The organism is Anaerostipes sp., from assembly GCF_018381315.1.
In the GTDB taxonomy this organism is placed as follows: Bacteria; Bacillota; Clostridia; order Lachnospirales; family Lachnospiraceae; genus Anaerostipes.
In genome coordinates this window covers 1-23,107 of record NZ_JAGZSD010000012.1, presented here as the reverse complement: position 1 = coordinate 23,107, position 23,107 = coordinate 1, and the positions used below count along the sequence as shown (strand labels likewise).

The 23,107-nt window shown below is 42.5% G+C and carries 28 protein-coding genes; 22 read left to right on the top strand and 6 right to left on the bottom strand.

Annotated elements, in window-relative coordinates:
• Nucleotides 1–168 precede the first annotated feature (168 nt).
• The 9 genes from KH180_RS10335 (at nt 169) to KH180_RS10295 (ending at nt 7,101) form a co-directional block, all read left to right on the top strand.
• Nucleotides 169–762: a plasmid pRiA4b ORF-3 family protein gene (locus tag KH180_RS10335; protein ID WP_290759980.1), complete on the top strand. Its 594-nt coding sequence runs from the start codon at nt 169–171 to the stop codon at nt 760–762.
• Between the two features lie 70 nt (nt 763–832).
• Nucleotides 833–1,318, top strand: coding sequence for a GNAT family N-acetyltransferase (locus KH180_RS10330; RefSeq protein WP_290759979.1), 486 nt, complete (start codon nt 833–835; stop codon nt 1,316–1,318).
• Nucleotides 1,319–1,344: 26 nt separating this feature from the next.
• Nucleotides 1,345–1,617, top strand: a complete 273-nt coding sequence (locus tag KH180_RS10325; RefSeq protein WP_290759978.1) for a DUF6429 family protein — start codon at nt 1,345–1,347, stop codon at nt 1,615–1,617.
• 42 nt (nt 1,618–1,659) lie between these two features.
• The gene (locus KH180_RS10320; RefSeq protein WP_290759977.1) at nt 1,660–2,427 is read left to right on the top strand and encodes a GNAT family N-acetyltransferase; all 768 of its coding nucleotides are present in this window, start codon (nt 1,660–1,662) and stop codon (nt 2,425–2,427) included.
• A complete protein-coding gene (locus KH180_RS10315) occupies nt 2,428–2,934 on the top strand; it encodes a GNAT family N-acetyltransferase (protein ID WP_290759976.1) in 507 nt (168 codons plus the stop codon).
• Nucleotides 2,935–2,972: 38 nt separating this feature from the next.
• Complete coding sequence (locus tag KH180_RS10310) at nt 2,973–3,614, top strand: HNH endonuclease (RefSeq protein ID WP_290759974.1); 642 nt, start codon at nt 2,973–2,975, stop codon at nt 3,612–3,614.
• Nucleotides 3,615–3,677: 63 nt separating this feature from the next.
• Nucleotides 3,678–4,352, top strand: a complete 675-nt coding sequence (locus KH180_RS10305; protein WP_290759972.1) for a methyltransferase family protein — start codon at nt 3,678–3,680, stop codon at nt 4,350–4,352.
• 118 nt (nt 4,353–4,470) lie between these two features.
• Nucleotides 4,471–5,271, top strand: a complete 801-nt coding sequence (locus tag KH180_RS10300; RefSeq protein WP_290759970.1) for a response regulator — start codon at nt 4,471–4,473, stop codon at nt 5,269–5,271.
• Nucleotides 5,272–5,418: 147 nt separating this feature from the next.
• Nucleotides 5,419–7,101 (top strand): sensor domain-containing diguanylate cyclase, encoded by a 1,683-nt coding sequence (locus KH180_RS10295; RefSeq protein ID WP_290759968.1) that lies wholly within the window; start codon nt 5,419–5,421, stop codon nt 7,099–7,101.
• Here KH180_RS10295 and KH180_RS10290 read toward each other — a convergent pair.
• The gene (locus KH180_RS10290; protein WP_290759966.1) at nt 7,094–7,681 is read right to left on the bottom strand and encodes a LysE family transporter; all 588 of its coding nucleotides are present in this window, start codon (nt 7,679–7,681) and stop codon (nt 7,094–7,096) included. The genes KH180_RS10295 and KH180_RS10290 overlap by 8 nt on opposite strands.
• A gap of 102 nt (nt 7,682–7,783) precedes the next feature.
• Between KH180_RS10290 and KH180_RS10285 the strand changes: the two genes are divergently transcribed.
• The 6 genes from KH180_RS10285 (at nt 7,784) to KH180_RS10260 (ending at nt 11,199) form a co-directional block, all read left to right on the top strand.
• Complete coding sequence (locus KH180_RS10285) at nt 7,784–8,683, top strand: LysR family transcriptional regulator (RefSeq protein WP_290759964.1); 900 nt, start codon at nt 7,784–7,786, stop codon at nt 8,681–8,683.
• A 4-nt stretch (nt 8,684–8,687) separates the two neighbouring features.
• Nucleotides 8,688–9,212 carry a DUF3795 domain-containing protein gene (locus KH180_RS10280; protein WP_330624518.1) on the top strand — a complete coding sequence of 175 codons (525 nt, stop codon included), beginning with the start codon at nt 8,688–8,690 and terminating at the stop codon, nt 9,210–9,212.
• Between the two features lie 61 nt (nt 9,213–9,273).
• Nucleotides 9,274–10,065, top strand: a complete 792-nt coding sequence (locus KH180_RS10275; protein ID WP_290759962.1) for a class I SAM-dependent methyltransferase — start codon at nt 9,274–9,276, stop codon at nt 10,063–10,065.
• A gap of 18 nt (nt 10,066–10,083) precedes the next feature.
• Nucleotides 10,084–10,518, top strand: coding sequence for a GNAT family N-acetyltransferase (locus KH180_RS10270; RefSeq protein ID WP_290759960.1), 435 nt, complete (start codon nt 10,084–10,086; stop codon nt 10,516–10,518).
• 1 nt (nt 10,519) lies between these two features.
• On the top strand, nt 10,520–10,945 hold the full coding sequence (locus tag KH180_RS10265; RefSeq protein WP_290759958.1) for an EamA family transporter: 426 nt from the start codon (nt 10,520–10,522) through the stop codon (nt 10,943–10,945).
• Nucleotides 10,946–11,001: 56 nt separating this feature from the next.
• Complete coding sequence (locus tag KH180_RS10260; protein ID WP_290759956.1) at nt 11,002–11,199, top strand: DUF6440 family protein; 198 nt, start codon at nt 11,002–11,004, stop codon at nt 11,197–11,199.
• Between the two features lie 136 nt (nt 11,200–11,335).
• On the opposite strand, the gene KH180_RS10255 is transcribed toward KH180_RS10260, so the two are convergent.
• Nucleotides 11,336–12,742 (bottom strand): MFS transporter, encoded by a 1,407-nt coding sequence (locus KH180_RS10255; protein WP_290759954.1) that lies wholly within the window; start codon nt 12,740–12,742, stop codon nt 11,336–11,338.
• A 314-nt stretch (nt 12,743–13,056) separates the two neighbouring features.
• On the opposite strand from KH180_RS10255, the gene KH180_RS10250 reads away from it, so the two are divergent.
• A complete protein-coding gene (locus KH180_RS10250) occupies nt 13,057–14,016 on the top strand; it encodes a sugar phosphate isomerase/epimerase family protein (protein WP_290759952.1) in 960 nt (319 codons plus the stop codon).
• Between the two features lie 48 nt (nt 14,017–14,064).
• Here the strand turns inward: KH180_RS10250 and KH180_RS10245 are convergent, their stop codons facing one another.
• On the bottom strand, nt 14,065–14,910 hold the full coding sequence (locus tag KH180_RS10245) for a helix-turn-helix domain-containing protein (protein WP_290759950.1): 846 nt from the start codon (nt 14,908–14,910) through the stop codon (nt 14,065–14,067).
• Nucleotides 14,911–15,107: 197 nt separating this feature from the next.
• Between KH180_RS10245 and KH180_RS10240 the strand changes: the two genes are divergently transcribed.
• The 4 genes from KH180_RS10240 (at nt 15,108) to KH180_RS10225 (ending at nt 18,851) form a co-directional block, all read left to right on the top strand.
• On the top strand, nt 15,108–15,899 hold the full coding sequence (locus KH180_RS10240) for an SDR family NAD(P)-dependent oxidoreductase (RefSeq protein ID WP_290759948.1): 792 nt from the start codon (nt 15,108–15,110) through the stop codon (nt 15,897–15,899).
• Between the two features lie 457 nt (nt 15,900–16,356).
• Nucleotides 16,357–16,992, top strand: a complete 636-nt coding sequence (locus KH180_RS10235; RefSeq protein WP_290759946.1) for an endonuclease III domain-containing protein — start codon at nt 16,357–16,359, stop codon at nt 16,990–16,992.
• A 39-nt stretch (nt 16,993–17,031) separates the two neighbouring features.
• A complete protein-coding gene (locus KH180_RS10230; protein WP_290759944.1) occupies nt 17,032–17,172 on the top strand; it encodes a hypothetical protein in 141 nt (46 codons plus the stop codon).
• Nucleotides 17,160–18,851, top strand: coding sequence for a sensor domain-containing diguanylate cyclase (locus KH180_RS10225; protein ID WP_330624521.1), 1,692 nt, complete (start codon nt 17,160–17,162; stop codon nt 18,849–18,851). The genes KH180_RS10230 and KH180_RS10225 overlap by 13 nt, the downstream gene beginning before the upstream one ends.
• Nucleotides 18,852–18,924: 73 nt before the next feature.
• On the opposite strand, the gene KH180_RS10220 is transcribed toward KH180_RS10225, so the two are convergent.
• The 3 genes from KH180_RS10220 to KH180_RS10210 all read right to left on the bottom strand — a co-directional run bounded on the left by KH180_RS10220 (nt 18,925) and on the right by KH180_RS10210 (nt 21,605).
• Complete coding sequence (locus tag KH180_RS10220; protein WP_290759940.1) at nt 18,925–21,009, bottom strand: hypothetical protein; 2,085 nt, start codon at nt 21,007–21,009, stop codon at nt 18,925–18,927.
• A 137-nt stretch (nt 21,010–21,146) separates the two neighbouring features.
• Nucleotides 21,147–21,407 (bottom strand): spore coat protein, encoded by a 261-nt coding sequence (locus KH180_RS10215; protein ID WP_290759939.1) that lies wholly within the window; start codon nt 21,405–21,407, stop codon nt 21,147–21,149.
• A 12-nt stretch (nt 21,408–21,419) separates the two neighbouring features.
• Complete coding sequence (locus KH180_RS10210; protein ID WP_290759937.1) at nt 21,420–21,605, bottom strand: hypothetical protein; 186 nt, start codon at nt 21,603–21,605, stop codon at nt 21,420–21,422.
• 212 nt (nt 21,606–21,817) lie between these two features.
• Between KH180_RS10210 and KH180_RS10205 the strand changes: the two genes are divergently transcribed.
• Both KH180_RS10205 and KH180_RS10200 read left to right on the top strand, forming a co-directional pair.
• A complete protein-coding gene (locus KH180_RS10205) occupies nt 21,818–22,357 on the top strand; it encodes a GNAT family N-acetyltransferase (protein WP_290759935.1) in 540 nt (179 codons plus the stop codon).
• Nucleotides 22,358–22,448: 91 nt separating this feature from the next.
• Nucleotides 22,449–23,060, top strand: coding sequence for a recombinase family protein (locus tag KH180_RS10200; RefSeq protein WP_290759933.1), 612 nt, complete (start codon nt 22,449–22,451; stop codon nt 23,058–23,060).
• Nucleotides 23,061–23,107: the final 47 nt, after the last annotated feature.

Genomic DNA, 23,107 nt, shown 5'->3' with positions numbered 1-23,107 from the left:
AACGTGGTATTACAAAGCCTCAGCTTACAACGATAAGTCCGTATTTCAATCGCATTATCAAAAAACAGGCCGGTGTTATGAATAAGACATTTGTACAGGTTCCTGAGACACATGGGTAGGATATTGAAATTACCTTTGTTAAGAAGAAAAGAGTAGGAGAAATGTATTATGGCAGATGTATATAAATTTAAAGTAAGCCTCTGTGAATTGGAAGACATCATATGGAGAGAGATAGAAATCTCATCTATTTCCAGTACAGCAAAACTTGGTTATGCAGTACTGGCGGCATTTGAAAGTACAGCAAGCCATTTGTTCAACATAAAGTATAAGGGAAAGCGTTATGAAATTGTGTTTGAAGAGAATGATTTTGATTATGAGCCTGCTATTGATCCAATCAAGACAAAACTTTCTGCATTAAATCTTAGTGTGGGAGATAAGCTGAACATGGAATATGACTACGGCGCTGGCTGGGAATTTGAGATAGAATTATTATCTGTCGTTGAAATGAAACGCGGAGCAGGAACGCATTATCCATATGTGACAGATGGCAGAAGTAAAGGAATTATTGAAGATACATCTCCGTATGAATTAATTGAAATAGTTGAAAAAACAGATAGGGATGGTATTTTACCTCAAATTCTGAATCTGTATTCTGGAAAAGAAGTACCGTGGGATTACAGGGAATTTGATTTGGAATATTGTAATATGTTTTTTAAAGATAGGGTACAGCAGATACAAGATGCTTATGAAGAATATGAATAAAAATGAGCTGGTCAAACATTGTTTATAATCTTCTTTTATCTATAAATAAAGTTTAAAAAGAGGTTCCGAAATGGAATATAAAATAAGAAAAATGTATCCAAATGAATATTCCTGCCTCCAAGAGTTTTTATACGAAGCAATTTTCCAAAGAGATACAAAAAATCTTTTGCCAAAAGAAGTAATCAATGATCCAGCATTAAAGATTTACATAGAAGACTTTGGAAAGGAACACGACCATTGCTTATGTGCCGAAGCAGACGGAAAAATTGTTGGGGCAGTGTGGACACGTATTATTCCAGGGTACGGAAATATAGATGACGATACTCCCGAATTTGCAATTTCCCTTTACAAAGAGTACCGGGGGAAAGGAATCGGAACAAAATTGATGCAGGAGATGCTGGCTCTTTTGAAAGTAAAAGGGTACACAAAGGCTTCATTGTCAGTACAGAAAGACAACTATGCATTTAAAATGTATCAGGATCTCGGTTTTAAAATAATCAATGAGACAGAGGAAGAGTTTATTATGGTGAATGATTTGATCAAAACAGTTATTTAGCCGCTAATGCAAGGAGGAATTAGGTCATGAAAGAAGAAAAAACATCTCCAAAAGATGCCGTCAGTGAACTATCAATGCTTTTAATGTATCTTACAAAATTCGGAAGCTTGGATAGATTTTCATCAGAAGAAAATAAAGCATGGAAAGGGTATCCCTTTCAAGTATTAGATGAACTTGAGGAAGAAGGGCTGATCGATCAAGGAAGCCACCGCTCTAAATCTGTGCACATTTATGAAGAAGGGTTAGAGAAAGGAAAAGAATTGCTTGCCAAGTATAATATAAAGGACTGGGATGACTGATCACACAACAAGCATTAATTTAAGAAGAGAAAGGACTATGGTATGCCTATCAAGCTGGAAGACACAACAAAAGTCACAACACTGTTCGGAGACTGGCAGGAAACTTTAATTTGGTCTTGTCTTCAAAAGGTCATGGGAGACATCTACGTGGACAACAATTCAGACCCACAGTCTGCCATGGCTGTTCTCGGTGACTTCTGCTTTTTTGCGGGAAAAGCAGCGGAAGATTTGGTTTCCTATAAACCAGAAAACTGTTCCCGGGATTTTATGATTATGGTGTCCCAGAATGATGATTGGGCGCGGCTGATCGCCAAAAAGTATGGGGATAAGGCAAAACCGGTAACACGTTATGCTATAAAAAAGGAACAGGACATTTTTGATAAAGATTTTTTAAGGTCTGCTGTCAATTCATTAAAGCCAGGATATACTCTGCAAATGATTGATGCAGACCTTTTTGCGCTCTGCAGATCAAGCGCATGGAGCCGGGATCTGGTCTCACAGTTTACAGATTATGCTGCATATAAAAAACTTGGTATTGGAGTTGGTGTGCTAAAAGGAGATACACTTGCGTCAGGAGCATCTTCTTATGCAAGATATGCAGAAGGAATTGAAATAGAGGTCGACACAAAAGAAGATTTTCGGCGAAACGGATTAGCCTATGCATGCGGAGCAAAATTAATATTGGAATGTCTGGACAGAGGCCTTTATCCCAGCTGGGATGCTCAAAATCAAGCGTCAGTTGCTCTGGCTGAAAAATTAGGATATCATTTTAACTATGAATATAAAGCATTTGAAATATGGGGATATTGAATGGAAATTAGATTCCTAAACAAGAAAGATAACATCGATGCTGTGTGCGCTGTCTATGAGGCCGGTTGGAAAAATGCATATCGAGGCATTATCCCTCAGGAATTTCTGGATAATATTAAAAAAGAAAAGTGGCGTGCAGGAATTCAAAATCCTGAACTGAATTCATTCATTATGCTGGATGGCGAAAAGATAATTGGCACTGCTTCCTACTGTGCTTCCAGATTTATGAGCATGAAGGGATTCGGAGAAATCGTGTCGCTCTATCTGCTTCCGGATTACTGGGATAAGGGATATGGCAAAAGGCTTCTGCAGGCAGCAGTTGATGGACTGGGTGAGCTGGGCTATACACAGGTTTTTCTGTGGGTTTTAGAAGAAAATGTGAGAGCCAGAGCTTTTTATGAGAAGTTTGGCTTCCGAAACAGCGGTGATTGTCTGAATGATAATATCGGAGGAAAAGATCTGAGAGAACTGCGCTATATCTATAAATTCAAACCTCAGAGTACATAATTTCACAAAACTATTCATTTTATCAGGAGTAAGACACTATGGGATTTTCAGAAAAAGTAAAAGAAGAAGCAAGAAGAAAAGCAGGCTTCAGGTGTGTTATATGTCAGGAGCCATTTGTTGAGGTTCATCATATCATTCCTCAAAATGAAGGGGGAGAAGATACAATTGAGAATGCAGCCCCTCTTTGTTCCAGATGTCATGATCTATACGGGGATAATCCTGCAAAAAGAAAACAGATCCGTCAAATGAGGGATTACTGGTTTGAAACCATGGAGAAGAGAAATAAGGAAGGGCTGGATGTATTAGGGCCTATAGCTCCGGATCCGGACAGAGTGAATGCTTTAAGAGATAAAGGAATAGCGATTCAGCATACTGTTTTTGCAGAAGAAAATTTTCAGACAGCGGCCAGAATGATATATAAACTCATATATTCTGCACAGCAAAATTTTCCGAATCAGAAACGTGTGCTGTACTTGGATATTGAAGGGCATAGAAATAAGGCAGGCGGCTATGACCATGATATGCTGGAGCTTCAGCAAGACTTTATCCTCGGATTTCTGATGCCTTATGTTACCGCTGTACATATGCCGCTGATCAGTGTTGAAAATAAGAAACTGCAGAAGAATGAAATATTAGAGGACCTAGCGATTTTTGCAGAGGATGAGAGTATTAAGAAATAAGGCGGGAAATTCATATATTAAAATATGCAGAAGGTATTAAAGAATAATCAGAGGAGACTCCGTATGAAAAAGGGTGCCATAATCTATATCATAAAGTTATTTATTCAAAGGGCTCTCGGTATCCTTCTATTCTTGTCAGGCTCAGAAGGATATCTTGGAACATGTGCTGCAGTTTACTTTGGTTTCTATCTTACAACAACAGCCATATCAAGTGCTGTCATGTATCATGTGAATCCGGAGACACTGAGCGAGAGGAGCAAGACAAATACGGATTCACCGGTCTGGGATAAAATTCTGCTGGCAGGTTTCTGGTTGCTGGCATATTTTTTAATTTATTATATTGCAGGTACGGAAACAATCAAACATAAAGAGCTTGGAATCATATTTTGGGCAGGTATTTTTCTGCAAGTCTGCTCCAGTATTCTCACGGTAAAAGCTATGATTGTCAACACTTACCTGGAATCCACAGCTCGTATTCAGAAAGACCGGGGACAGACAGTATGTAAAGAAGGGCCATATCAAATCGTCCGCCATCCTGCCTACTCTGCCATTCTTATATGGTGTGCAGCAGCGGCAATGGTATTCCAGGCACCGATGACGGCAGCGGCGGCATTTACGACAGCGGTCTTGATCGTCATAAGGACTTATCTGGAAGATCAAATGCTGAGACGCGGTCTGGAAGGTTATGAGATATATACCCAAGAAGTAAAATACCGGCTGATACCATTTATTTGGTGAAAAAGATAATAAAGAATCTCTGCACACATAAAGCTGCCTTTTGTAAGGTGGTTTTCTGAAAAACTGTACATAGAATCAGAACCCGGCTGCACCCGATCAGCAAGAAGGAGGAGAACAAGTGAAAATCATTTCCGTAGATAATGAAAAAATGGCAGTGGAATATATGTCCGGACTGGTGCAGAAAGTAATACCTCAGGCGGAATTCGCCGGGTTTACAGAGGCTTCCGATGCATTGGACTATCTGGCTGAGAATGCGGCGGATGTAGCTTTTCTGGATATTGAGATGGGTGAGTATAACGGCATCGACCTTGCAGGACGTTTCAAAAAAATATGTCCCAAGATCAATATTATCTTTGTAACAGGATATTCAGATTATACAATGGATGCCCTGAGACTTCATGTCAGCGGTTATCTGATGAAGCCTGTCCGTGCAGACGATCTGCGCACAGAACTTGAGAACCTGCGCCATCCGATTCAAATTCCGGTACATCAGCGGGTGAGGATCCAGACATTCGGCAATTTTGAAATTTTTGTGGACGGCAGGCCGCTTAAGCTTCCCCTTACGAAATGCCGGGAATGTCTTGCCTATTTGGTGGACCGCAAAGGAGCGCTTGTTACCGTGGCAGAGCTGGCAGGGATTTTGTTTGAAGACAAACCCTTCAGCAGTGCATTAAGAAATAGTGTTTATCAGATTACATTTAATCTCACAAAAGCTCTCAAGGAGGCCGGAGTGGAGGACATTCTTATCAAGCAGTCCAGAAAGCTGGCCATTGATCCGTCTAAGGTAGACTGTGATTATTATCGGGCGCTCTCCGGAGACGTAGGTCAGCTGAATCTGTTTGCCGGAGAATATATGAGCAACTACAGCTGGGCAGAGTTCACTGTAGGGGAACTTTTGTATTTGAAACAAAAGTTATAAAGCGCTCCGTGGCCACGTTGTTCTGACATAGGAAATCCCTTCAGTATCCCTCAAGTTCATTATTAAGAATTGCATAAGAATTGTGTTTTATAATGAAATTGGGATATTGGGAAATAAAATTATCATCTGCGGAAAGAGGGAGAACCTATGAAATCAATACAGACAAAGTTTGTCCTGCTGATATTAAGCAGTGTGATGCTCTGCTCGCTGGTGATTGGAGGCGGGGCAATACGGAGTACAAAGGGAGTCATAGATGACTTTTCTGTACGTTTTATGAATCTGCAGTGCCGCGAGGGGGCAGAAAAGTTCAACAGCCAGCTTGAACGGACAGAACAGGCGGTGAATACACTGTCTGTGTTCGCTTTAGATGAATTAAAGAGTGTAAAAAAACTTAAGACAGATGATGCCTATGTAAAAGCATACACAAAGCATCTTGAAGAGGTCGTTGTGAATGCTGCCAATAATACAGAAGGGGCGCTGGCAGTGTATGTGCGGTTTAACCCGGAATTCACAAAGCCGGATTCGGGTCTGTTTTGGAGCAAAACAACCACGAACGGAAACTTTCAGCGGCTGAAGCCTACGAATTTTTCAAATTACAGCCCGACAGATGTAGAGCATGTTGGCTGGTATTATCTTCCGGTGCAGAACGGAAAGCCTATGTGGATGGAGCCGTATTTAAACCAGAACATTAATGTACGCATGATTTCCTATGTGGTTCCCCTGTATAAGGAGGACGAGGTAATCGGAGTTGTGGGTATGGATATTGATTTTGGGATATTTGAGAAGCTGGCGGACGATGTCCGTGTGTATGATACGGGCTATGCATTTCTGAGCAGTGAAGACGGGAGGATTATGCATCATCCCAAATATTCTCTGAACACAAAATTAGTGGATGTAAATAAGGAGTTCCAGCCCCTTGTCCAGGAACTGAAAAGTGAAACCAGTGCCAGCAGCCTGTTTACTTATACACTGGGCGGGAAAACTAAGAAAATAGCCTACCGCACGCTGGATAACGGGATGAAGCTGGCGATTACTGCTCCTGTTAGTGAAATTAACGCTGAAAGGAACGGGCTGATTATCAGGAGCCTGATTTTATTAGCTGTAATATCACTGCTCTTTGTAATTATTACAGTGGTGTTTACAAAACGTATTGTAAGGCCGCTCAAAGAACTTAATGAGGCTGCCAGGAAAATAGCAGCCGGGGATCTGACCATCACCTTAACCCAGCAGTCCAAGGATGAGGTGGGAATGCTGACTGACAGCTTTCAGCAGACCGTAAACCAGCTTCAGAAATATATCAGTTATATTAATGGCCTTGCTTACCGTGATGCTCTGACTGGAGTAAAAAACCATACAGCATATAAAGAAGTTGAAAACCGCCTGGAAGAACAAATGCGTATTGGTGAGCCGCGTTTTGCCCTGGTTGTGATGGATATCAACGGTCTGAAAATAGTCAACGACCGGTATGGCCATGATTTTGGGGATATGCTGATCATGGACGCCTGTAAGTATATCTGCAAAATATTTAAACACTGTCCGGTATACCGTATCGGAGGGGATGAATTTGTTGTAATCCTGGAAAATGAGAAATGTGACCGATACGCACAGTTTATGGAGGAATTTGCTTCCGGCATGGAAGAATATAACCGGACTGCGCAGCCGGACAATCAGATCTCGATTGCAGCAGGGGTTGCTGTCTATAACAGCCAAAGTGACTTGGTGTTTGCCAATGTCTTTAAGCGTGCAGATGATGCGATGTACCAAAATAAAATAGATATGAAGGCGAAGCAGCAGGACACGGCGGCGGACGGGGACAACACACTTAAATAAACAGCATTTTTACAGCACATTCGAGCAGCAGCAGAGCCATGAGGACGTTAAAAAGCCGATAATGCTGCCGGATTAATTTTTGAAACACATTTCCAAGGCATGCCCATACCATGGTGGCAGATATTCCAATAGCACTGATGATCAGTGCAAAGATCATCAAAATAAAAAAGCTTTCATTTGCCGGAAGAACGTAGCAGGTGTAAATTGTAACAGCATAGAGAATGATTTTTACATTTACAAACTGCAGTAAGAAGCCTTCGATAAATGAGGGCTCTTTTTTTGCCCCTTCAGAAGGGGATTTACTGAGAGCAATATGAAGAGCAAGCCAGACAATATAACCGGCGCCCAGATATTTCATAATCTGAACAAACCCCGGAAGGAAAGAGGCAAGGAAAAATGTGAAAACGGCACTTAGAGCCATAACACATAAAAATCCAAGGCTTATGCCGATGATCGTATTTCTGCTTTTGCGGAAGCCATACATGGTTACAGAATTGAGAGCCAGAAGATTATTGGGGCCGGGGGTATATGCAGTTACCAGGGAATATGGAAAAAATAATGCTAAAGTAGACAATATCATTGAAAAACCTCCTTTATGTGATTATAATATTACAATAAGATCATAAAGTAAAATTAAAGTATTTTAAAATACAATTCGAAAAAAATGAATGGTTGGAGACTCATGGAAATAAAAAATTTAAAAACTTTTATGACGGTTTTAAAAGAAGGCGGGTTTGGGAAAGCGGCAAATAAGCTTGGATATACGCAGTCCACGGTGACCCTGCACATGCAGCAGCTGGAGCAGGAACTGGGGATCCCCTTATTTGAAAAAGTAGGAAGAAAAATGGTTCTCACCAAAGCCGGGAAGCGCATTGTGCCTTATGTAGAGGAAGTGCTGAATTCGGTTGAGAAACTTCGGAGCAGCCAGGAGCAGATAAAAGATTTAGAGGGAAACCTTACGATTGCCATGGGGGAGACACTGCTGTGCTATAAAATGCCTCCGATCTTAAAGAAGTTCCGGGAAATGGCGCCGAAAGCCCAGTTAATGCTCCGTTCCACGAACTGCTATGAAATAAGGGATTCACTGAAGGAAGGAAAGGTGGATTTAGGAGTGTTTTATAAAGATGTAGGAGGCTGCGAGGACTCATTGGAACTATATCCGTTTAAGGAAGTTTCATTAACGCTGGTTGCATCCAATAATACGAAAAAACTCTATCCTGACTTTATATCTCCCGGACAAAAAATGAAAATACCATTTATCATTGATGAACCAGACTGCATTTTCCGGCAGATATTTGAGGAATATTTGAAAGAAAAAAATATTACGCTGGATCACACCATAGAATTGTGGAGTATACCGACCATTAAGAATCTGGTAAAAAACGATGTGGGAATATCCTATCTGCCGGCTTTTACTGTTCAGGAAGAACTGAAAAAAGGTGAGCTGACAGAGATCAATACGGAGTTGAAAGACCGCAGGATTACGGCTGTATGTGCACACCATAAAAATAAGTGGATCAGTCCGTTAATGCAGCTGTTTATAGATCTGGTAACAGAGTCAGAATCAGATACAGGGAGATGATAAGATGAAAAACTTTAGCCGGAAGAATCTGCTGTTTTCCCTCTGCGGTTTAAACTGCGGACTGTGTCCCATGAACATAGACGGATACTGTCCGGGATGCGGAGGAGGAGCAGGGAATCAGTCCTGTAAGACTGCATGGTGCAGCTTGGAGCATGATAAGGTGGAATATTGCTTTCAGTGCAAAGAGTATCCGTGTGAACAATATAATAGTATTGATGAGTTTGATTCGTTCATCACACATCAGAACCGGCAGGCGGATTTTAAAAAGGCAGAGGAAGGCGGCCTGGAATTTTATACTGCTGAACAAAAACAGAAATTGGAGATGCTTCACTTTCTTTTACAGAACTATAACGACGGGAGGAGAAAGAGTTTTTATTGTACAGCTGTAAATCTGCTGGATTTTGAAGACGTAAAAATGGTGATGCAGCGCATCCGGGATGAGATTCCGCCGGATAGGACAGGACTGAAAGAGAGAGCAAAAGCAGCAGCAGAGATATTTCAGGAAAAAGCATCAAACAAATGGTGCTGAAATTGAAAAAGAAACCTCGGAAAAGAGTTTAATGATTTGCAGACAGTAAGGGAGGAAAGCTATGATTCAGAAAAAAGAGATTGACGGCGGCAGAAGTTTTGACTGGGGAAGAACTTCAAAAGATTATGCCAAATACCGTGACATTTATCCGCAGGAGTTTTATCAAAAACTGCTGGACCATAAGATTGGCTTAAAAGGCCAGAATATTTTAGATATAGGAACGGGGACGGGAGTTCTGCCGCGCGGCCTGTACCCGTATGGAGCCAGGTTTACAGGGATTGATATTTCTGAGGGACAGATCAGGATGGCAAAAGAGCTGGCAGCAGTACAGAACATGGATATCAGTTTTCAGTGTACGCCTGCGGAAGAGATTCCTTTTGAAGAACACAGCTTTGATGCAGTGACAGCCTGTCAGTGCTTTACATATTTTGACCACACAGTTCTTTCGGAAAAGATCAGCAGGGTGCTGAAGGATAACGGAAGATTTGCTGTGCTGTATATGGCATGGCTTCCCATGGAGGACGAGATTGCCGGAAAGAGTGAGGAGTTAGTGCTTAAGTATCATCCTCTGTGGAACGGGTGCAGAGAGACAAGGCATAAAATCCAAATACCTGAGGTTTATAAAAAATATTTTGAGATTGAGGCAGAAGAGGTTTTTGATCTGTCTGTTCCCTTTACACGGGAGGGGTGGAACGGACGCATGAAAGCGTGCAGAGGGATCGGAGCATCCCTGCCGGAAGAACAAGTGGCTGCGTTTGAAAAAGAACATCTGAAATTGTTGGAACAGACCGCCCCGCAGGAATTTCAGGTTCTTCACTATGCGGCTGTGTCCTTCCTCAGAAAACAGGATTGACAGATTGGGGAGATTTGGATGAAGATTACATATTTAAAAAAACAGAATTTATTTGATGATGCAAAAAATATCAGGGAAGAAGTGTTTGTAAAAGAACAGGGTTTTGTCAATGAGATTGATGATACAGACAAAAAGGCGGTCCATATCGTCTGCTACGATCAGGAAAGACCCATTGCGGTGGGACGATATTTTCAGGGGGAAGAAAAAGGAGTTTATAACATCGGAAGAGTTGCCATTATAAAAGAATACAGGGGCCGGCAGATCGGCAGGTATATCATGGAAGTGATGGAGCAGAATATCCGGAAAGAGAGCGGAAGGACAATTTATCTGTCAGCCCAGGCCAGAGTGCAGGATTTTTATAAAAAGCTCGGGTATACGCAACGGGGAGAGGCTTTTATGGAAGAGCACTGTCTGCATATTCCCATGAAAAAAGATCTCAGGGAGGAAAGATAAAATGACACTGCGTTTTTATTTACCTTTGATTCTGGTAATCGTTTCTAACCTGATTTATCATAATGTAGCGAAAGGCACGCCGGCGAATGCAAATACGTTTCTCACGTTAACGCTTACTTATCTTGTCAGTACACTTGTATGTGCAGCTGCTTATTTTGCCGGAAGGGGAAAGCTGTCTGCAGATATGCGCAGCATAAACTGGACCAGCTGGGCATTGGGGTTAGCGATTGTAGGCATTGAACTTGGTTATATTTTAATGTACCGCTGTGGATGGGAGATCAGCAGGGGGAGCCTGGCAGCCAATGTCTGCGCTGCGGTTGTACTTATTCTTATTGGCGTACTGTTTTACAGGGAAATTATCACCCCGGCTAAATTTGCGGGAATCGTGTGTTGTATTATCGGTCTTATACTGATAAATTATCATTAAAGAGCCATCCGAAGGAATGATCCCAAGGATAAATATTTTAAAAAGGAGAAGGCATTATGGCGAATTCAAAGGATAGATTTAAAAAGATTTATAAGCAGGGGAAGATGACAGTGACAGAAATCTGGGTGGATCAGGTAACCGGCATCAATTACCTGTATCATGTAGACGGCTATTCCGGAGGGCTTACTCCGCTTTTGGACAGAGATGGGAAGCCGGTAGTCTCTCCTGTTGTGAATGGCTGCCAGGAGTATTAAAGGGAAGCCGGTCAGTAAGGAAGTATGAATAATAAAATAAGGAGCACACAGATTTACAAAAAGTCCCGCAGACCGATTTTCTCTGCGGGACTTTTTTAGTTTTCAGGAAATTTGGTACATACAAAGAAACAGATTTTTATAGTTCACCGCGGTTTTCCCTTTCTGCCAGATCTTGCATAATCTGCGGATATATTTTATCTAACCGATAAAAAATAAGAACAATAATGGCAGCGGCCCAAATGAAGAGTATGCCATATTGGTAAAGGTTTACGATCATCTGTTTTGCAGACTCAGGCTGTATCGCGCCGCCGGTTGCGGAACTGATAAATCCGCTCATGCCAAGCAGAGAAGTAACGATTGCAGCTGACACACCGCTGCCGATCTTAAATCCCAGGGAGCCGCCGCCGAATATAAGGCTTTCCTGGCGGATGTGGGATTTCCACTGACCGTATTCAATGACATCACCCATCATGCCAAAGATAACAGCAGTGATCGGTGCCTGTCCGACAGCCCGGATAATGGTGATGGCAAGCATCCAGTGAAAGCTGTGCTGATTTAAAAGCAGAGCTGCCTGTGAACCTGCAGCAATTACACATCCTGCAAGACAAAGATTTCGTTTACTGAACTTCTTAAGTAAGACAGGACAAAGGAGAGCCCCAGCAATAAGGGTAATATTTTCCCCCATATAGAGAATACTGTACCAGGTGTCGTTTCCAAAGATATATTTACAATAATACGGTGTCAAAGTTCCCGCAAGAGTCTGCTGGACAACAGTGACAGTCCAGAGAATCAGAGTTGCCCAGAAATACCGATTGGATAACAGTGCCCTCAGAGACTTGCCGATGCTTACTTTAGGGGTTTCTGTTTTTGTAGTAATCTGTACATGTTCTTTGCAGTTAATGAAACATATAAGCAGTAAAATGAATGCCAGTGCAGACCATAGGATCATTGCTTTCACCCAGGCAGCTTTATCATCTCCAAACAGCTTGACTATAGGCAGGGACAGGGTGACTGCGATCAGGCGGCCCACCGGAGCCAGTGACATACGGACGATAGAAAGCATATCCCGTTCATGGGATGATCGTGTCATCATAGCGGATAATGTGCCGTATGGTACATTGATCGCAGTATAGCATACTGTAGCCAGCAGGTTATAGGTAATAAATATGTACCAGAACTGCAGCGTTGCTGAAGTCTGGGGGATAGTGAACAAGGCGATGGAGCAGATCACATATGGTATGGACATCCATAGGATCCAAGGCCGGGCTTTTCCCCATTTTGATTTCGTTTTTTCAACAATGATCCCCATGATCACATCGGAAGACCCGTCAAAGAAACGGGAAATCAGCATGACCAATCCTACTGTTGCGATGGGAACACCGGCATAGTCAGTATAGAATAGTGTCAGCAGAGAGTTGACCATTCCGGCCATGACAATATTACAGGCAGTATCGCCGCAGCCATATGCAAGCCGGTTACGCCAGGACAGCCTGACCTCGCCGCTGTCCTGCTGCTGTATTGTGTTGCTGAGGGTTTGTGACATAATCATTCTCCTTAAAATTACTGAAAAGGTTTACATGAATCATACCTTTATTTAGGTGATCCATTCGTGATACTTGCAATCAATTAATGTTTTGAATTTCTGTCCGTTTGTTTCCGCTGTATTAATTATTGCACAGTGCGATATCCTGCACCATGGCAGCACTTGCTGTGGAATATTCAAAAATTGCTATATATGTTTAAAGAGCAATTTTTGAGTGTTTTTATATCCAAAATAGAGATTGTATGTTCTGTCGGAATCCATCAGACTAATAGCATCAGCAAATATCAATCTATAAATGTTGTAAAGGAGAAAAAATGAGACTTTGTTTAAACACAGACGGATTAGGGCATCTTTCATTTGAAGAAATGGTGGAGACTGCAGCACAGATAGGAATCGAATCATTGGAAATTGCATGCGGCAACTGGTCGAGTGCACCCCATATAGATCTGGAAGAAATGGTTGCCAGTGCTTCAGCCAGGGATAAGTATATGGATAAGATCAGGTCAAAGGGGCTGGTTTTGGAAGCCCTCAACTGTTCAGGAAACCAGCTTGAACCGAACGAGACTGGAAGGGCACACCAGGAAGTTGTGGAAAAAACTTTTTGTCTGGCAGAGCAGCTGGGGATTAAGAGTATTGTTATGATGAGTGGACTGCCGGGAGGCAGTCCGGCAGACACAACCTCCAACTGGGTTACTACCTGCTGGCCTATGAGCTGTCAGCAAATACTTAAATACCAATGGGAGGAGGTCTTAATTCCCTATTGGGAAAAGACAGTTAAGCTGGCAGAAGAACATGGTATTACTTCCATTGCTCTTGAAAACCATGGTGCACAATGCGTCTATAATGCAGAAACACTCCAAAAACTTAGAGATGCAGTTGGTCCCATGATCGGTATGAATCTAGATCCCAGCCATCATATGTGGATGGGAGGAGACGGTATTGAGATGGCCAAGGCACTTGGTGCAGAAGTTATTTCCCATGTACATGCGAAAGATCTGCGCAAAGAAAGAGGATTGTTTGCGGCAAACGGCGGTCTGGAAACAAAATTTTTTGATAACTACAGCCAGCGCTGCTGGAATTATGTTGCACTTGGTTTTGGAGAAAGCAAAGAATGGTGGAAAGAATTTTTTGCCGTACTTAGTATGATGGGCTATGACGGTCCGATTTCTTTAGAGATTGAGGATAAGACAATGCCTGCCCTGACTGCAATTAAGAAATCTATTGATTTTCTGCATGAGGTTATGCCGCGTGATTTTAAAGATCAGAATGCATAAACGAAAGAAGGGAATGCACAATTTCATGTGCATTCCCTTCTTTGTTAACTAAAATGGTATTTTCCGGAAAGCTGTAGGTGTCATACCTACCCTCTGTTTAAATAGGCGGATGAAGTTGGAGGTATTATCAAAGCCGCATAATTCAGCCACCTTTTCTACAGAATGATGTGTCGTTGCAAGCATTCTTTTAGCATTCTGCAGTCTCATATTTATAAAGTATTGATGGGGTGTCATCCCCATGTGTTTTTTGAAATAACGATTAAAATAAAACTTACTTAGATTAATATTTTCTGCCAGTTCATCCAGAGAGATGGGCTGGTTAACGTTATCTTCCATATAGCGGATGGCTTTTTCTATTGATTCGTTTGCGACAGAATGAACTCCGGAGCAGTTTTCAGCAAGTTCACATAATATCATATGAATGTATACAGAAATGCGATGTTCACTCTGTGTATTGGACTGGCCTTTGGCCAGGCTTAACAGATTAGAAAATATATTATGAAGTATAACAGTCTGCCCATTCCGGATAAGAGCCCCTTTGTTGAGTCCATAGATCAGATTTGTATACTCTGCACTTCCTACACCGGTAAAGTGGAAAAAATGAAACTTCAGTCCTTCCCCGGCATGATAACTGTGCTGCTGGCGGCAGTCGATAAGCACAATGTCATTTTTATGGGCAGTAAAATTTTGTCCGCCGAAGGAAACTTCCATTTCTCCTTCATCTACAAAGATCATAAGAATTGATTCCCAATAGGGATGAGTAGCTGTGTATCGGGGATCACAGAAAAAAATTCCGATATGCTGCAGACAGTAGAGCGCCTTTGAAGCAAAATCGGACGGCAGCAGAAAATAGATTTCGGAAGAGTCCATAATTCCTTCTTCTAACATATGCATAAGATAGACCTCCTGTGAGAGCTTTTTTTGAATATTACAGGGCAAGTACAGAGCTTGGTTGTAAATCTATACTAACATACAATAAAGGTGCAATCAAGAAAGCTACTTTCTGAATCTGTCTGAAATTCTTTCATTAAAAATTATGAAGGTTCGATTTCCAGAAAACAAAAATAACGAATAGAAAAGGAGAATTCATTATGGGAGAAAATTATCAAAACAAACTTTGCTTAGTAACAGGAGCAGCACGGGGTATCGGAAAGGCCTGTGCTGAAAAATTTGCAGAATATGGTGCAGATATCATAATGGTTGATATTAATAAAGATGTGCTGAATGCTTCTTCAAATGAAATTGCACATAAATATGGATGTAAGGCCTATCCATATGTGGTTGACATCAGTAACATTGATGAATGTGTGTCTTTTATGAACAGCGTAAATGAGAATATCGGAACCGTGGATGTCCTGGCTAACTGTGCCGGGATCACAGTTTCTAAATGTATGATCGACTTGACTTTAGATGAGTGGGAGCGGGTCATAAATGTAAATCTCCGGGGGATATGGTATCTGAGCCAGCTTTTTGCAAAACAGCTTAAATCAGCAGGAAAAGAAAAAGGAAATATCGTTTCTATTTCATCACAGGCATCAAAGATCGGAGAATATGCAAATGGTGTATATTCTGTTTCCAAGGCTGGAATCAACTCTCTGACCCAAGTACTTGGTCTCGAATATGCCCAGTATGGGATTTCTGTTTCTGCAGTTTGCCCAGGCTACGTGAATACAGAAATGGTGCAGGAAGTATTCCAGAAACGCTCTGCTGTAGAGGGGATGTCTCCGGAAGAATACGAAAAAGAACTGACAAAAGATGTGGCCTTGAAAAGAATGTGTGAGCCGTCTGAGGTTGCAGATCTTATGGCATATTTGGCAGGTGGAAGGGCGGATTACATAACCGGAGTAACCGTAACCATTGCAGGCGGGAAAACATTAATTTAATAAAATGTATGAGGCTCATTCGGCTGCTCATTACAGTCTGAGGGTTCGGTTGAGATTAGTTTGTTTCTCTATAAGCATTAAGAAAAATACAGTTTATATTTTTTTGGACGGGTAAGGATGTACTAAGGCACTCAAAACAGTCGCAGGTCTGACGCAGCTCTGCAGCAGAAGACTGTTTGAGTGCCATTTTGTTGTAGGAAATTTATGAAGTCAGGATCACATCTTTGTCCGGACCGGAGTACAGGGTTTTTATAAAAAATTCAAGTATACGATGGCCGGCTGCTAATGTTTGTGCTGCTATAACTCTGATTTTTATTAGTATCTTGTTTTATAAAGAGATATTGTCTCCGGATAAGTTTGCCGGAATTAATGTTGAATGTAAGAATATAAGAAACAACACATCAAAAGCTGTCCTGAACGGGCAGCTTTTGGTATAATGTAAAGAAAGGAGTATGAGATGACAAAAGAAAAATTAGCATTAGAAATTATAAAACGGCTGAAAGAGGAATATCCAGATGTGGGATGTACGTTAGATTATGATCAGGCGTGGAAGCTTTTGGTGAGTGTACGTCTGGCGGCACAGTGCACAGATGCCAGAGTCAATGTTGTAGTACAGGATCTTTATGAAAAATATCCGGATGTCAATGCGCTGGCGGAAGCTGACGCGGCAGACATTGAAGAGATTGTAAGGCCGTGCGGGCTTGGACGGAGCAAAGCAAGGGATATCAGTGCGTGCATGAAGATACTGAGAGATGAATACGGCGGGGGGATTCCGGATAATTTTAAAGATCTGATGAAGCTGCCGGGAGTGGGGCGGAAAAGTGCAAATCTTGTGATGGGCGATGTCTTTGGGGAGCCAGCCATTGTCACAGACACCCACTGTATCCGTCTGGTCAACCGGATGGGATTGGTGGACCAGATCAAAGATCCGAAAAAGGTTGAAATGGCCCTTTGGGAGATCATACCGCCTGAGGAAGGAAGCGATTTCTGCCATCGGCTTGTATTCCATGGAAGAGATGTCTGTACTGCCAGGACGGCTCCTCACTGTGAGATGTGCTGCCTCTGGGATATTTGTGCAAAAAAAGGGGTATAACACAAGAACAGTGGGACAAAAAGGAAAGAGGGAACTGGTATGAAGAATAAAAAGCTGCTGAAAACTAATGCTGCGGTCAGTATAGTTCTGCTTATCGGTTTTCTGCTTACATCCATATTCAGTTATAAGGCTAATTACAAAGCATCTTTGGATAATATGGAGCAGGTATCAGCCCTCTGACAGACCATTTATCAAAAGAGTCTTCTGAGGCAGACAGCAGCTATGAGAAACGAACAAGAGAGTATTTAAATTCCTATCAGAAGAAATATCATTATGACTCTGTGTTTTTAGTCTCAGCATCCTCAAAGCGTTATTATAATTTTAATGGGCTTGACCGGACGCTGAACCAGCATAATCCGGAAGACCAATGGTATTATGATGTGCTCAAAAGCAAAAATGAATATACCCTGAAGGTGGATAATGACGAAGTCCGGGGTGCGGACAACAAGATCACTGTATTTATCAACTGTAAGATACAGGACCGCAGCGGGAAAGTTATCGGTGTGGTAGGTGTAGGAATGAGAGTGGATTCTCTCAAAAAGATGTTTCAGAAATATGAAAAGGAATCCGGCCTTGAAGCCTGTTTTGTCGATAATGAAGGCGTTATCCAGGTTTCTACTGCATACACAGGTTATGAAAAAACAGACTGGTTTCAAATAACCGGAGATGAAGATCACAGAAAAGAGATTCTGGGCTGGAAAAATGAAAAGTCCGACCTGAACATGTGGATCAGCCAGTCCGGAGACAGCAGCGGGAAAAGCTTTATATCCACCCGTTATATACCGGAACTGTCCTGGCATCTGATCATAGAACAGAAGACAGGCAGGCTGATTGACGACATGAAACAGGAGATTTACAGGTCCGGATTTATGATCGCAGTCATTATACTTGCAGTATTATTTATTATCACATCAGTGATTAAGAATTTTAATAAGCAGCTGACTCATCTTATGAATGAAAAACAGACACTGTTTAAAAATGTGACGGAGCAGCTCTATGAAAATATTTATGAATTAAATATCTCTAAGAACTGTCCGGCAGGAAAAAGCACGGAGCGGTATTTTGAAGGCCTGGGGGCAGGAGATCTTCCCTATGACCAGGGGCTCAGAGTGATTGCCGAGAAACAGATAAAAGAGGAATTCAGAGAAGGCTATATAAATACATTTACTCCGGAAAATGTTCTGAGGGAATACGGAAAAGGGAACTATCATCTGCAGTATGATTTCATGATTTCAGAGGACGGGTCTCAATATTTCTGGATGAGAATTGATGCCTATACATTTTTGTCATCGGAAGATAACTGTATCCATATGTTTACTTACAGAAAAAATATTGATGAGGAAAAACGCAGGGATCTGCAGATGACAAAAATGGCAGAGACCGATGAGATGACAGGCTTTCATACAAGAAAGGCTACCGAGCGGTGTATTGAAAAGCTCTTGTCAGAGAATCAGGGTTCCAAGTATGCATTTTTGATTTTTGATATAGATAATTTTAAGCAGGCAAATGATCAGTTCGGCCATGTTTTCGGCGATATGGCCATCAAAGAGTTTACTGCGGTGATACGCGGGCATTTTCGCGAAAGTGATATTCTTGGGCGGATCGGGGGCGATGAATTTGCAGCGTTTATTCCGGCAGAGGAGATCAAAGCTGTGGAGACCAAGGCAGGCGAAATTGCTGCAGACCTGGACAGAACCTTTACCGACGGGGTATCAAGCTGGAAGATGTCTGTCAGTATCGGTATTTCCATTGCCCCGCAGGATGGAACAGATTTTGTGACACTGTATAAAAATGCGGATGCAGCTCTATATCAGACTAAAAAGAGAGGGAAAAACGGATACACTATTTTCAGAAGATAGATAACCATAAAACGGAGTAAGTCAATTTTTGATTTACTCCGTTTTATGATTGAAAAATAAGATCCGGATGGCCTTAAAAGTGCTGCTTTAACAGAGAAAAAGGGAAACGCTTGGCAGACAGAGTATCCCGGTCTGATTCTGAAGGGTAAGGTTTCCATCTGGCATACAGAATGTAGTGTTTTGTGCTTCCATGAGGGATGATGTTTACCTGCTCTCCGCTGAATGGATCGTCATACCATCCGAGGAACATAACATCAGGAAGGGGTTCCGGAGGGTTCAGAATAAGATCAGGGGAATCAGCTGTATAAGAGGCAGGGTTGGGGTTATCTGCGCCCATCAGGTTTTCATACCGGATTTTGTAATGGGCAGGAGCCAGAAGGATCAGTGTGCGGTCAGGGTTCAGGCTGAACTCCCAGCCATGGAATCCGTCAGAGGGGCTGCGGAATTTATCAGCATCCGGGGGCTGCAGTCCAAAATATTCGGAGGCAGAGGCGCAGACGGTGATCGGGGCTTTTTCTTTGTCAGGAGTAATATACTCTGAGGCTTCCAGACGAATGCAGGCATTGGGATGCAGGGCAGTCTGTAAATAAAGCTGTGAAGACTGATCTTTGAGAAAGAGGCTGTCATAAATATTTTGTGCCCCTTCAAGGATCAGGGAACTGCCGCTGCCAATATAAATGCCGCGGCCTTCTTTTCCGGCAAGGTTTTGAGCAAGCCGGGCAGTGCCTCTCAGGCTCACCGCATTGTGGGAACCAAGGGCCAGAATCCCGCCTCCGCTGCCAAAGAGAGCAGTATTATCCTCAATCGAACAGTCATATAAATTTGTATCCAATGATCCTTCCTCTGAATTTAGAAAAATCCCGCCGCCAGATTCTGCCTGGTTATGTTGAAAGAGTGCAGAGGACAAAGAAAGACTTCCGGTCTGCGCCGCAGAGTTAAATAAAAGTGCCAGTCCGCCGCCGGATTTTTCTGCGATGTTTCGGAAAAAAGCGGTTTGTGATACATTCAAAGTACCAGAACCTGAGGATTTCAGAAAGACGCCGGCTCCCTGTCCGCCTGAGCTGTTTTCTGAGATCATGCTGTCAGTCAGGTGAAAGAAAAACTCACAAATACCGGCAAGGAAAGCAATTCCGCCTCCGCAGGAAGATGCTTGATTTCCTCTAATCTCAGTATTCATCAGTGCCAGGCGGACAGGCGCGTCAGCTGAGCTGTTGCTGAAAAATAATCCGCCGCCCTGGCCGCCTGCTTTGTTTTTGGAGACAGAACTTTGAGTAAGTGTGACAGATGCCCCTGTGCGGGAAGCCAGACAGAGTCCGCCGCCGTTTTCTCCGGCGCTGTTATCACAGATAACAGCACCATCCTGAATATCCAGCTGATCTTCCTCATTTGCACCGTGGAAGAAAATGCCTCCTCCGTAAGCAGCAGTATTTTTTGAGATGCCGGCCTTCCCTGAAATTGTGAGAGATGAGGAAGCGCCCTGGCCTTCACGGAAGCCTGAGAAATTGATGCCTCCGCCGAAACCGAGGGCTGCATTATTTTCGATGGAAGCCGAATCGGAAACTGTAAGAGTACCTGCGGCCTGTTTTTCAAAGGAGCGCAGGTAGATTCCGGCACCGTGGGCTGCTGTATTGCCGGTGATCAATGCCCTGTCAAGGATACAAAATTTATCTTCCGGGTGTCCGGCAGCCGCCATGACGGCACCGCCGCAGGTCCTGCAGGAGCATCCGCAGATTTGTGCGTTTCCGTCCATAATCAATTGATTCGGATAGGAACTGTTTCCCGAAAAACAGACACCGCCGCCCTCCGTAAACGAGAAATTGTTCTGAAGCACTGCCCTGTTTTTCAGATGCAGAATTCCTCCGGAGATCAGAATTAAGGAACGGTTCCCGGGGTCTTTGAGAGAATGCTGATTCTTTTGTCCATCCAGCACGATGTTTTTCAGCGTAAGGCAGCCTCCTTCGGCAACCTGAAACATAAAAGAAGGGAAGGACGGGTCTTTATACAATGAGGCTGGGGACTCACCGGAGAGGCCGCCAAGCGTCAGCGGATAGTGAACCGTAATCTGGCTGGAAACAGTGAAATCTGAGACTGCCTGAATCTGGGGTTCTTCGGAGGCCACAGCGTCAAGCAGCTCAGCCTGATTGGAGACGCGTCTCAAAATTATCACCTGCTTTTTCAGTTTAATGTTATATTCAGTATATGCAGAGCAGAAGGGAATGGGGAGAAGATATGGAGACAAATTAAAAAAACAGTGTCCAAATGTTTTCTTGGACACTGTTTTTTATGATATAAAATTTAGAACATTTTATCCTGCGGGAACAGTGATTTTACATGATCTACTTCTTCCTGTGTTGCAGGCGCTGCAGGAACATAATATTCACGTTCTCTTGCAAGTGTATAGATCTCATCCTGGGACATTTCGCACTGATTTCTCATCTGCTTTAATGTCTGTTTTAATTCCTGGTTTTCTGACTGTGCAATCATTTCACCGTAGCGTGTAAGCTCTCCGTTTACTCCTGCCAGAGTATCGGCTACCATTGTCTTATCATCTAACATGTCGTCTCCTCCTTACTTAAGAAACTGCATTAATTTCTGTTTGCTGTCCATTGCTGACTGCGCAGACTGCTGAAAAAATTTCTTCAAAGCCGGGTCAGTTGCCTGTTCTGCATAAGCCTGCATTTTGCAGTGTGTTGTGTCAAAACCGCCGATTAAATGACGAAGGTTCTGTAAATCTAACATAGATATATTTGCCATTGTAGTGCCTCCTTTAAAATTTTATTACTCCATTAGTATCCCAAACAATTTTTATAGTATGCGAAATGAAAACAGCTGTATAAATTTGATTGATTTTGTAATAAAATAAAAGCTGTTATGAAGAGAATAATTTTATTTTAAATTTTTTTTAAATCTTATGTGGGACAGTAAACCGGTCAAAATATCAGGATTTTATAACAGGAGGTTTTTAAGTGGAACATCAATACATATGGGAAAAAACAGGGAGCGCAGAATTTTCCAAAGTCTATGAGTTAATGACAGAGGCGTTTCCACCGAGTGAGATCAGAAATGAGGAAGGACAGCGGAGTCTTCTGAGTCACTCCGGATATCAGCTTTATACTGCAGGAAAGGGAGAAGAGGTTCACGGGCTCTTGGCAGTTTGGGAATTTGATACCTTTGATTTTATTGAACATTTTGCGGTGGACTCTTCTTTAAGGGGGAATGGACTGGGAGGCAGACTGCTGCAGGATTATCTGAAGGCTGCGAAAAAAACAGTGTTTTTGGAAGTGGAAGCGCCGGTAACAGAGCTTGCGAAGCGGAGGATCGGATTTTACGAAAGGTCCGGCTTTTGTCTTAACGATTATGACTATATACAGCCGGATCTGCAGAAGGGACATGAACCTTTGCTGCTGAAAAATATGACGTATCCCCGCAAGTCTTCCGCTGAAGAGTTTGAGTATATGAAACAGCGTATATTTGATACAGTTTACAGGTCCTGTCCCAGAACTTGAATTTTATGAAAACTAATAAAATAAAGTCTTTCGTGTGATACTTTATAGAAGTGGATTTATTATCTTAAAAATCACAGGAGGGAATGAAATTATGGAACCACGAAAACAGCGTATTTTCGGTTATGTCAGGGTGTCGGCCAGAGACCAGAACATCGACCGGCAGATGGTTGTAATGGAGAAGCTGAAAATATCCAAAAACAATTTATTCATTGATAAGCTTTCCGGCAAAGATTTTAACCGTCCTAATTATAAGCGGATGGTTAAGAGGATGAGAGCCGGGGATGTTTTGTATATTAAATCCATTGACCGTCTGGGCAGGGATTATACAGAGATCATAGAGCAGTGGAGAATTCTCACCAAAAAGAAAAAGGCAGATATCGTTGTGGTGGATTTTCCTCTGCTGGACACGAGAAAAAAGGATAAGGATCTGACCGGAACTTTCATTGCTGATCTGGTCCTGCAGATTCTTTCTTATGTGGCGCAGACTGAGAGAGAAAATATCAAACAAAGACAGAAAGAAGGAATTACGGCGGCGAAGGCAAAAGGAGTCCGGTTCGGACGTCCGGCCAAAGATGTACCGGACAATTTCTTTGAAATTTATGAAAAGTGGAAGAAGAAAAAAATCAGTCTTCGCGAGGCGGCAAGAAGGCTTGAAGTGGATCATAATACTTTTAAAAAATGGGCTGCCCAGATTACAGGCTGACCTCTGTTTCAGCATCGGTGCATGGTGAAAAACGTAGACTTTTTTCC

Excerpts from the sequence above, each read along its gene's own strand:
- KH180_RS10215 (WP_290759939.1), bottom strand. The coding sequence starts at position 21,407 with ATGTTAGATGATAAGACAATGGTAGCCGATACTCTGGCAGGAGTAAAC.
- KH180_RS10255 (WP_290759954.1), bottom strand. The coding sequence starts at position 12,742 with ATGTCACAAACCCTCAGCAACACAATACAGCAGCAGGACAGCGGCGAG.
- KH180_RS10250 (WP_290759952.1), top strand. The coding sequence starts at position 13,057 with ATGAGACTTTGTTTAAACACAGACGGATTAGGGCATCTTTCATTTGAA.
- KH180_RS10310 (WP_290759974.1), top strand. The coding sequence starts at position 2,973 with ATGGGATTTTCAGAAAAAGTAAAAGAAGAAGCAAGAAGAAAAGCAGGC.
- KH180_RS10245 (WP_290759950.1), bottom strand. The coding sequence starts at position 14,910 with ATGCATATGTTAGAAGAAGGAATTATGGACTCTTCCGAAATCTATTTT.
- KH180_RS10200 (WP_290759933.1), top strand. The coding sequence starts at position 22,449 with ATGGAACCACGAAAACAGCGTATTTTCGGTTATGTCAGGGTGTCGGCC.
- KH180_RS10230 (WP_290759944.1), top strand. The coding sequence starts at position 17,032 with ATGAAGAATAAAAAGCTGCTGAAAACTAATGCTGCGGTCAGTATAGTT.
- KH180_RS10305 (WP_290759972.1), top strand. The coding sequence starts at position 3,678 with ATGAAAAAGGGTGCCATAATCTATATCATAAAGTTATTTATTCAAAGG.
- KH180_RS10280 (WP_330624518.1), top strand. The coding sequence starts at position 8,688 with ATGAAAAACTTTAGCCGGAAGAATCTGCTGTTTTCCCTCTGCGGTTTA.
- KH180_RS10325 (WP_290759978.1), top strand. The coding sequence starts at position 1,345 with ATGAAAGAAGAAAAAACATCTCCAAAAGATGCCGTCAGTGAACTATCA.
- KH180_RS10335 (WP_290759980.1), top strand. The coding sequence starts at position 169 with ATGGCAGATGTATATAAATTTAAAGTAAGCCTCTGTGAATTGGAAGAC.
- KH180_RS10265 (WP_290759958.1), top strand. The coding sequence starts at position 10,520 with ATGACACTGCGTTTTTATTTACCTTTGATTCTGGTAATCGTTTCTAAC.
- KH180_RS10260 (WP_290759956.1), top strand. The coding sequence starts at position 11,002 with ATGGCGAATTCAAAGGATAGATTTAAAAAGATTTATAAGCAGGGGAAG.
- KH180_RS10275 (WP_290759962.1), top strand. The coding sequence starts at position 9,274 with ATGATTCAGAAAAAAGAGATTGACGGCGGCAGAAGTTTTGACTGGGGA.
- KH180_RS10295 (WP_290759968.1), top strand. The coding sequence starts at position 5,419 with ATGAAATCAATACAGACAAAGTTTGTCCTGCTGATATTAAGCAGTGTG.
- KH180_RS10235 (WP_290759946.1), top strand. The coding sequence starts at position 16,357 with ATGACAAAAGAAAAATTAGCATTAGAAATTATAAAACGGCTGAAAGAG.
- KH180_RS10285 (WP_290759964.1), top strand. The coding sequence starts at position 7,784 with ATGGAAATAAAAAATTTAAAAACTTTTATGACGGTTTTAAAAGAAGGC.
- KH180_RS10270 (WP_290759960.1), top strand. The coding sequence starts at position 10,084 with ATGAAGATTACATATTTAAAAAAACAGAATTTATTTGATGATGCAAAA.
- KH180_RS10330 (WP_290759979.1), top strand. The coding sequence starts at position 833 with ATGGAATATAAAATAAGAAAAATGTATCCAAATGAATATTCCTGCCTC.
- KH180_RS10240 (WP_290759948.1), top strand. The coding sequence starts at position 15,108 with ATGGGAGAAAATTATCAAAACAAACTTTGCTTAGTAACAGGAGCAGCA.
- KH180_RS10210 (WP_290759937.1), bottom strand. The coding sequence starts at position 21,605 with ATGGCAAATATATCTATGTTAGATTTACAGAACCTTCGTCATTTAATC.
- KH180_RS10320 (WP_290759977.1), top strand. The coding sequence starts at position 1,660 with ATGCCTATCAAGCTGGAAGACACAACAAAAGTCACAACACTGTTCGGA.
- KH180_RS10315 (WP_290759976.1), top strand. The coding sequence starts at position 2,428 with ATGGAAATTAGATTCCTAAACAAGAAAGATAACATCGATGCTGTGTGC.
- KH180_RS10290 (WP_290759966.1), bottom strand. The coding sequence starts at position 7,681 with ATGATATTGTCTACTTTAGCATTATTTTTTCCATATTCCCTGGTAACT.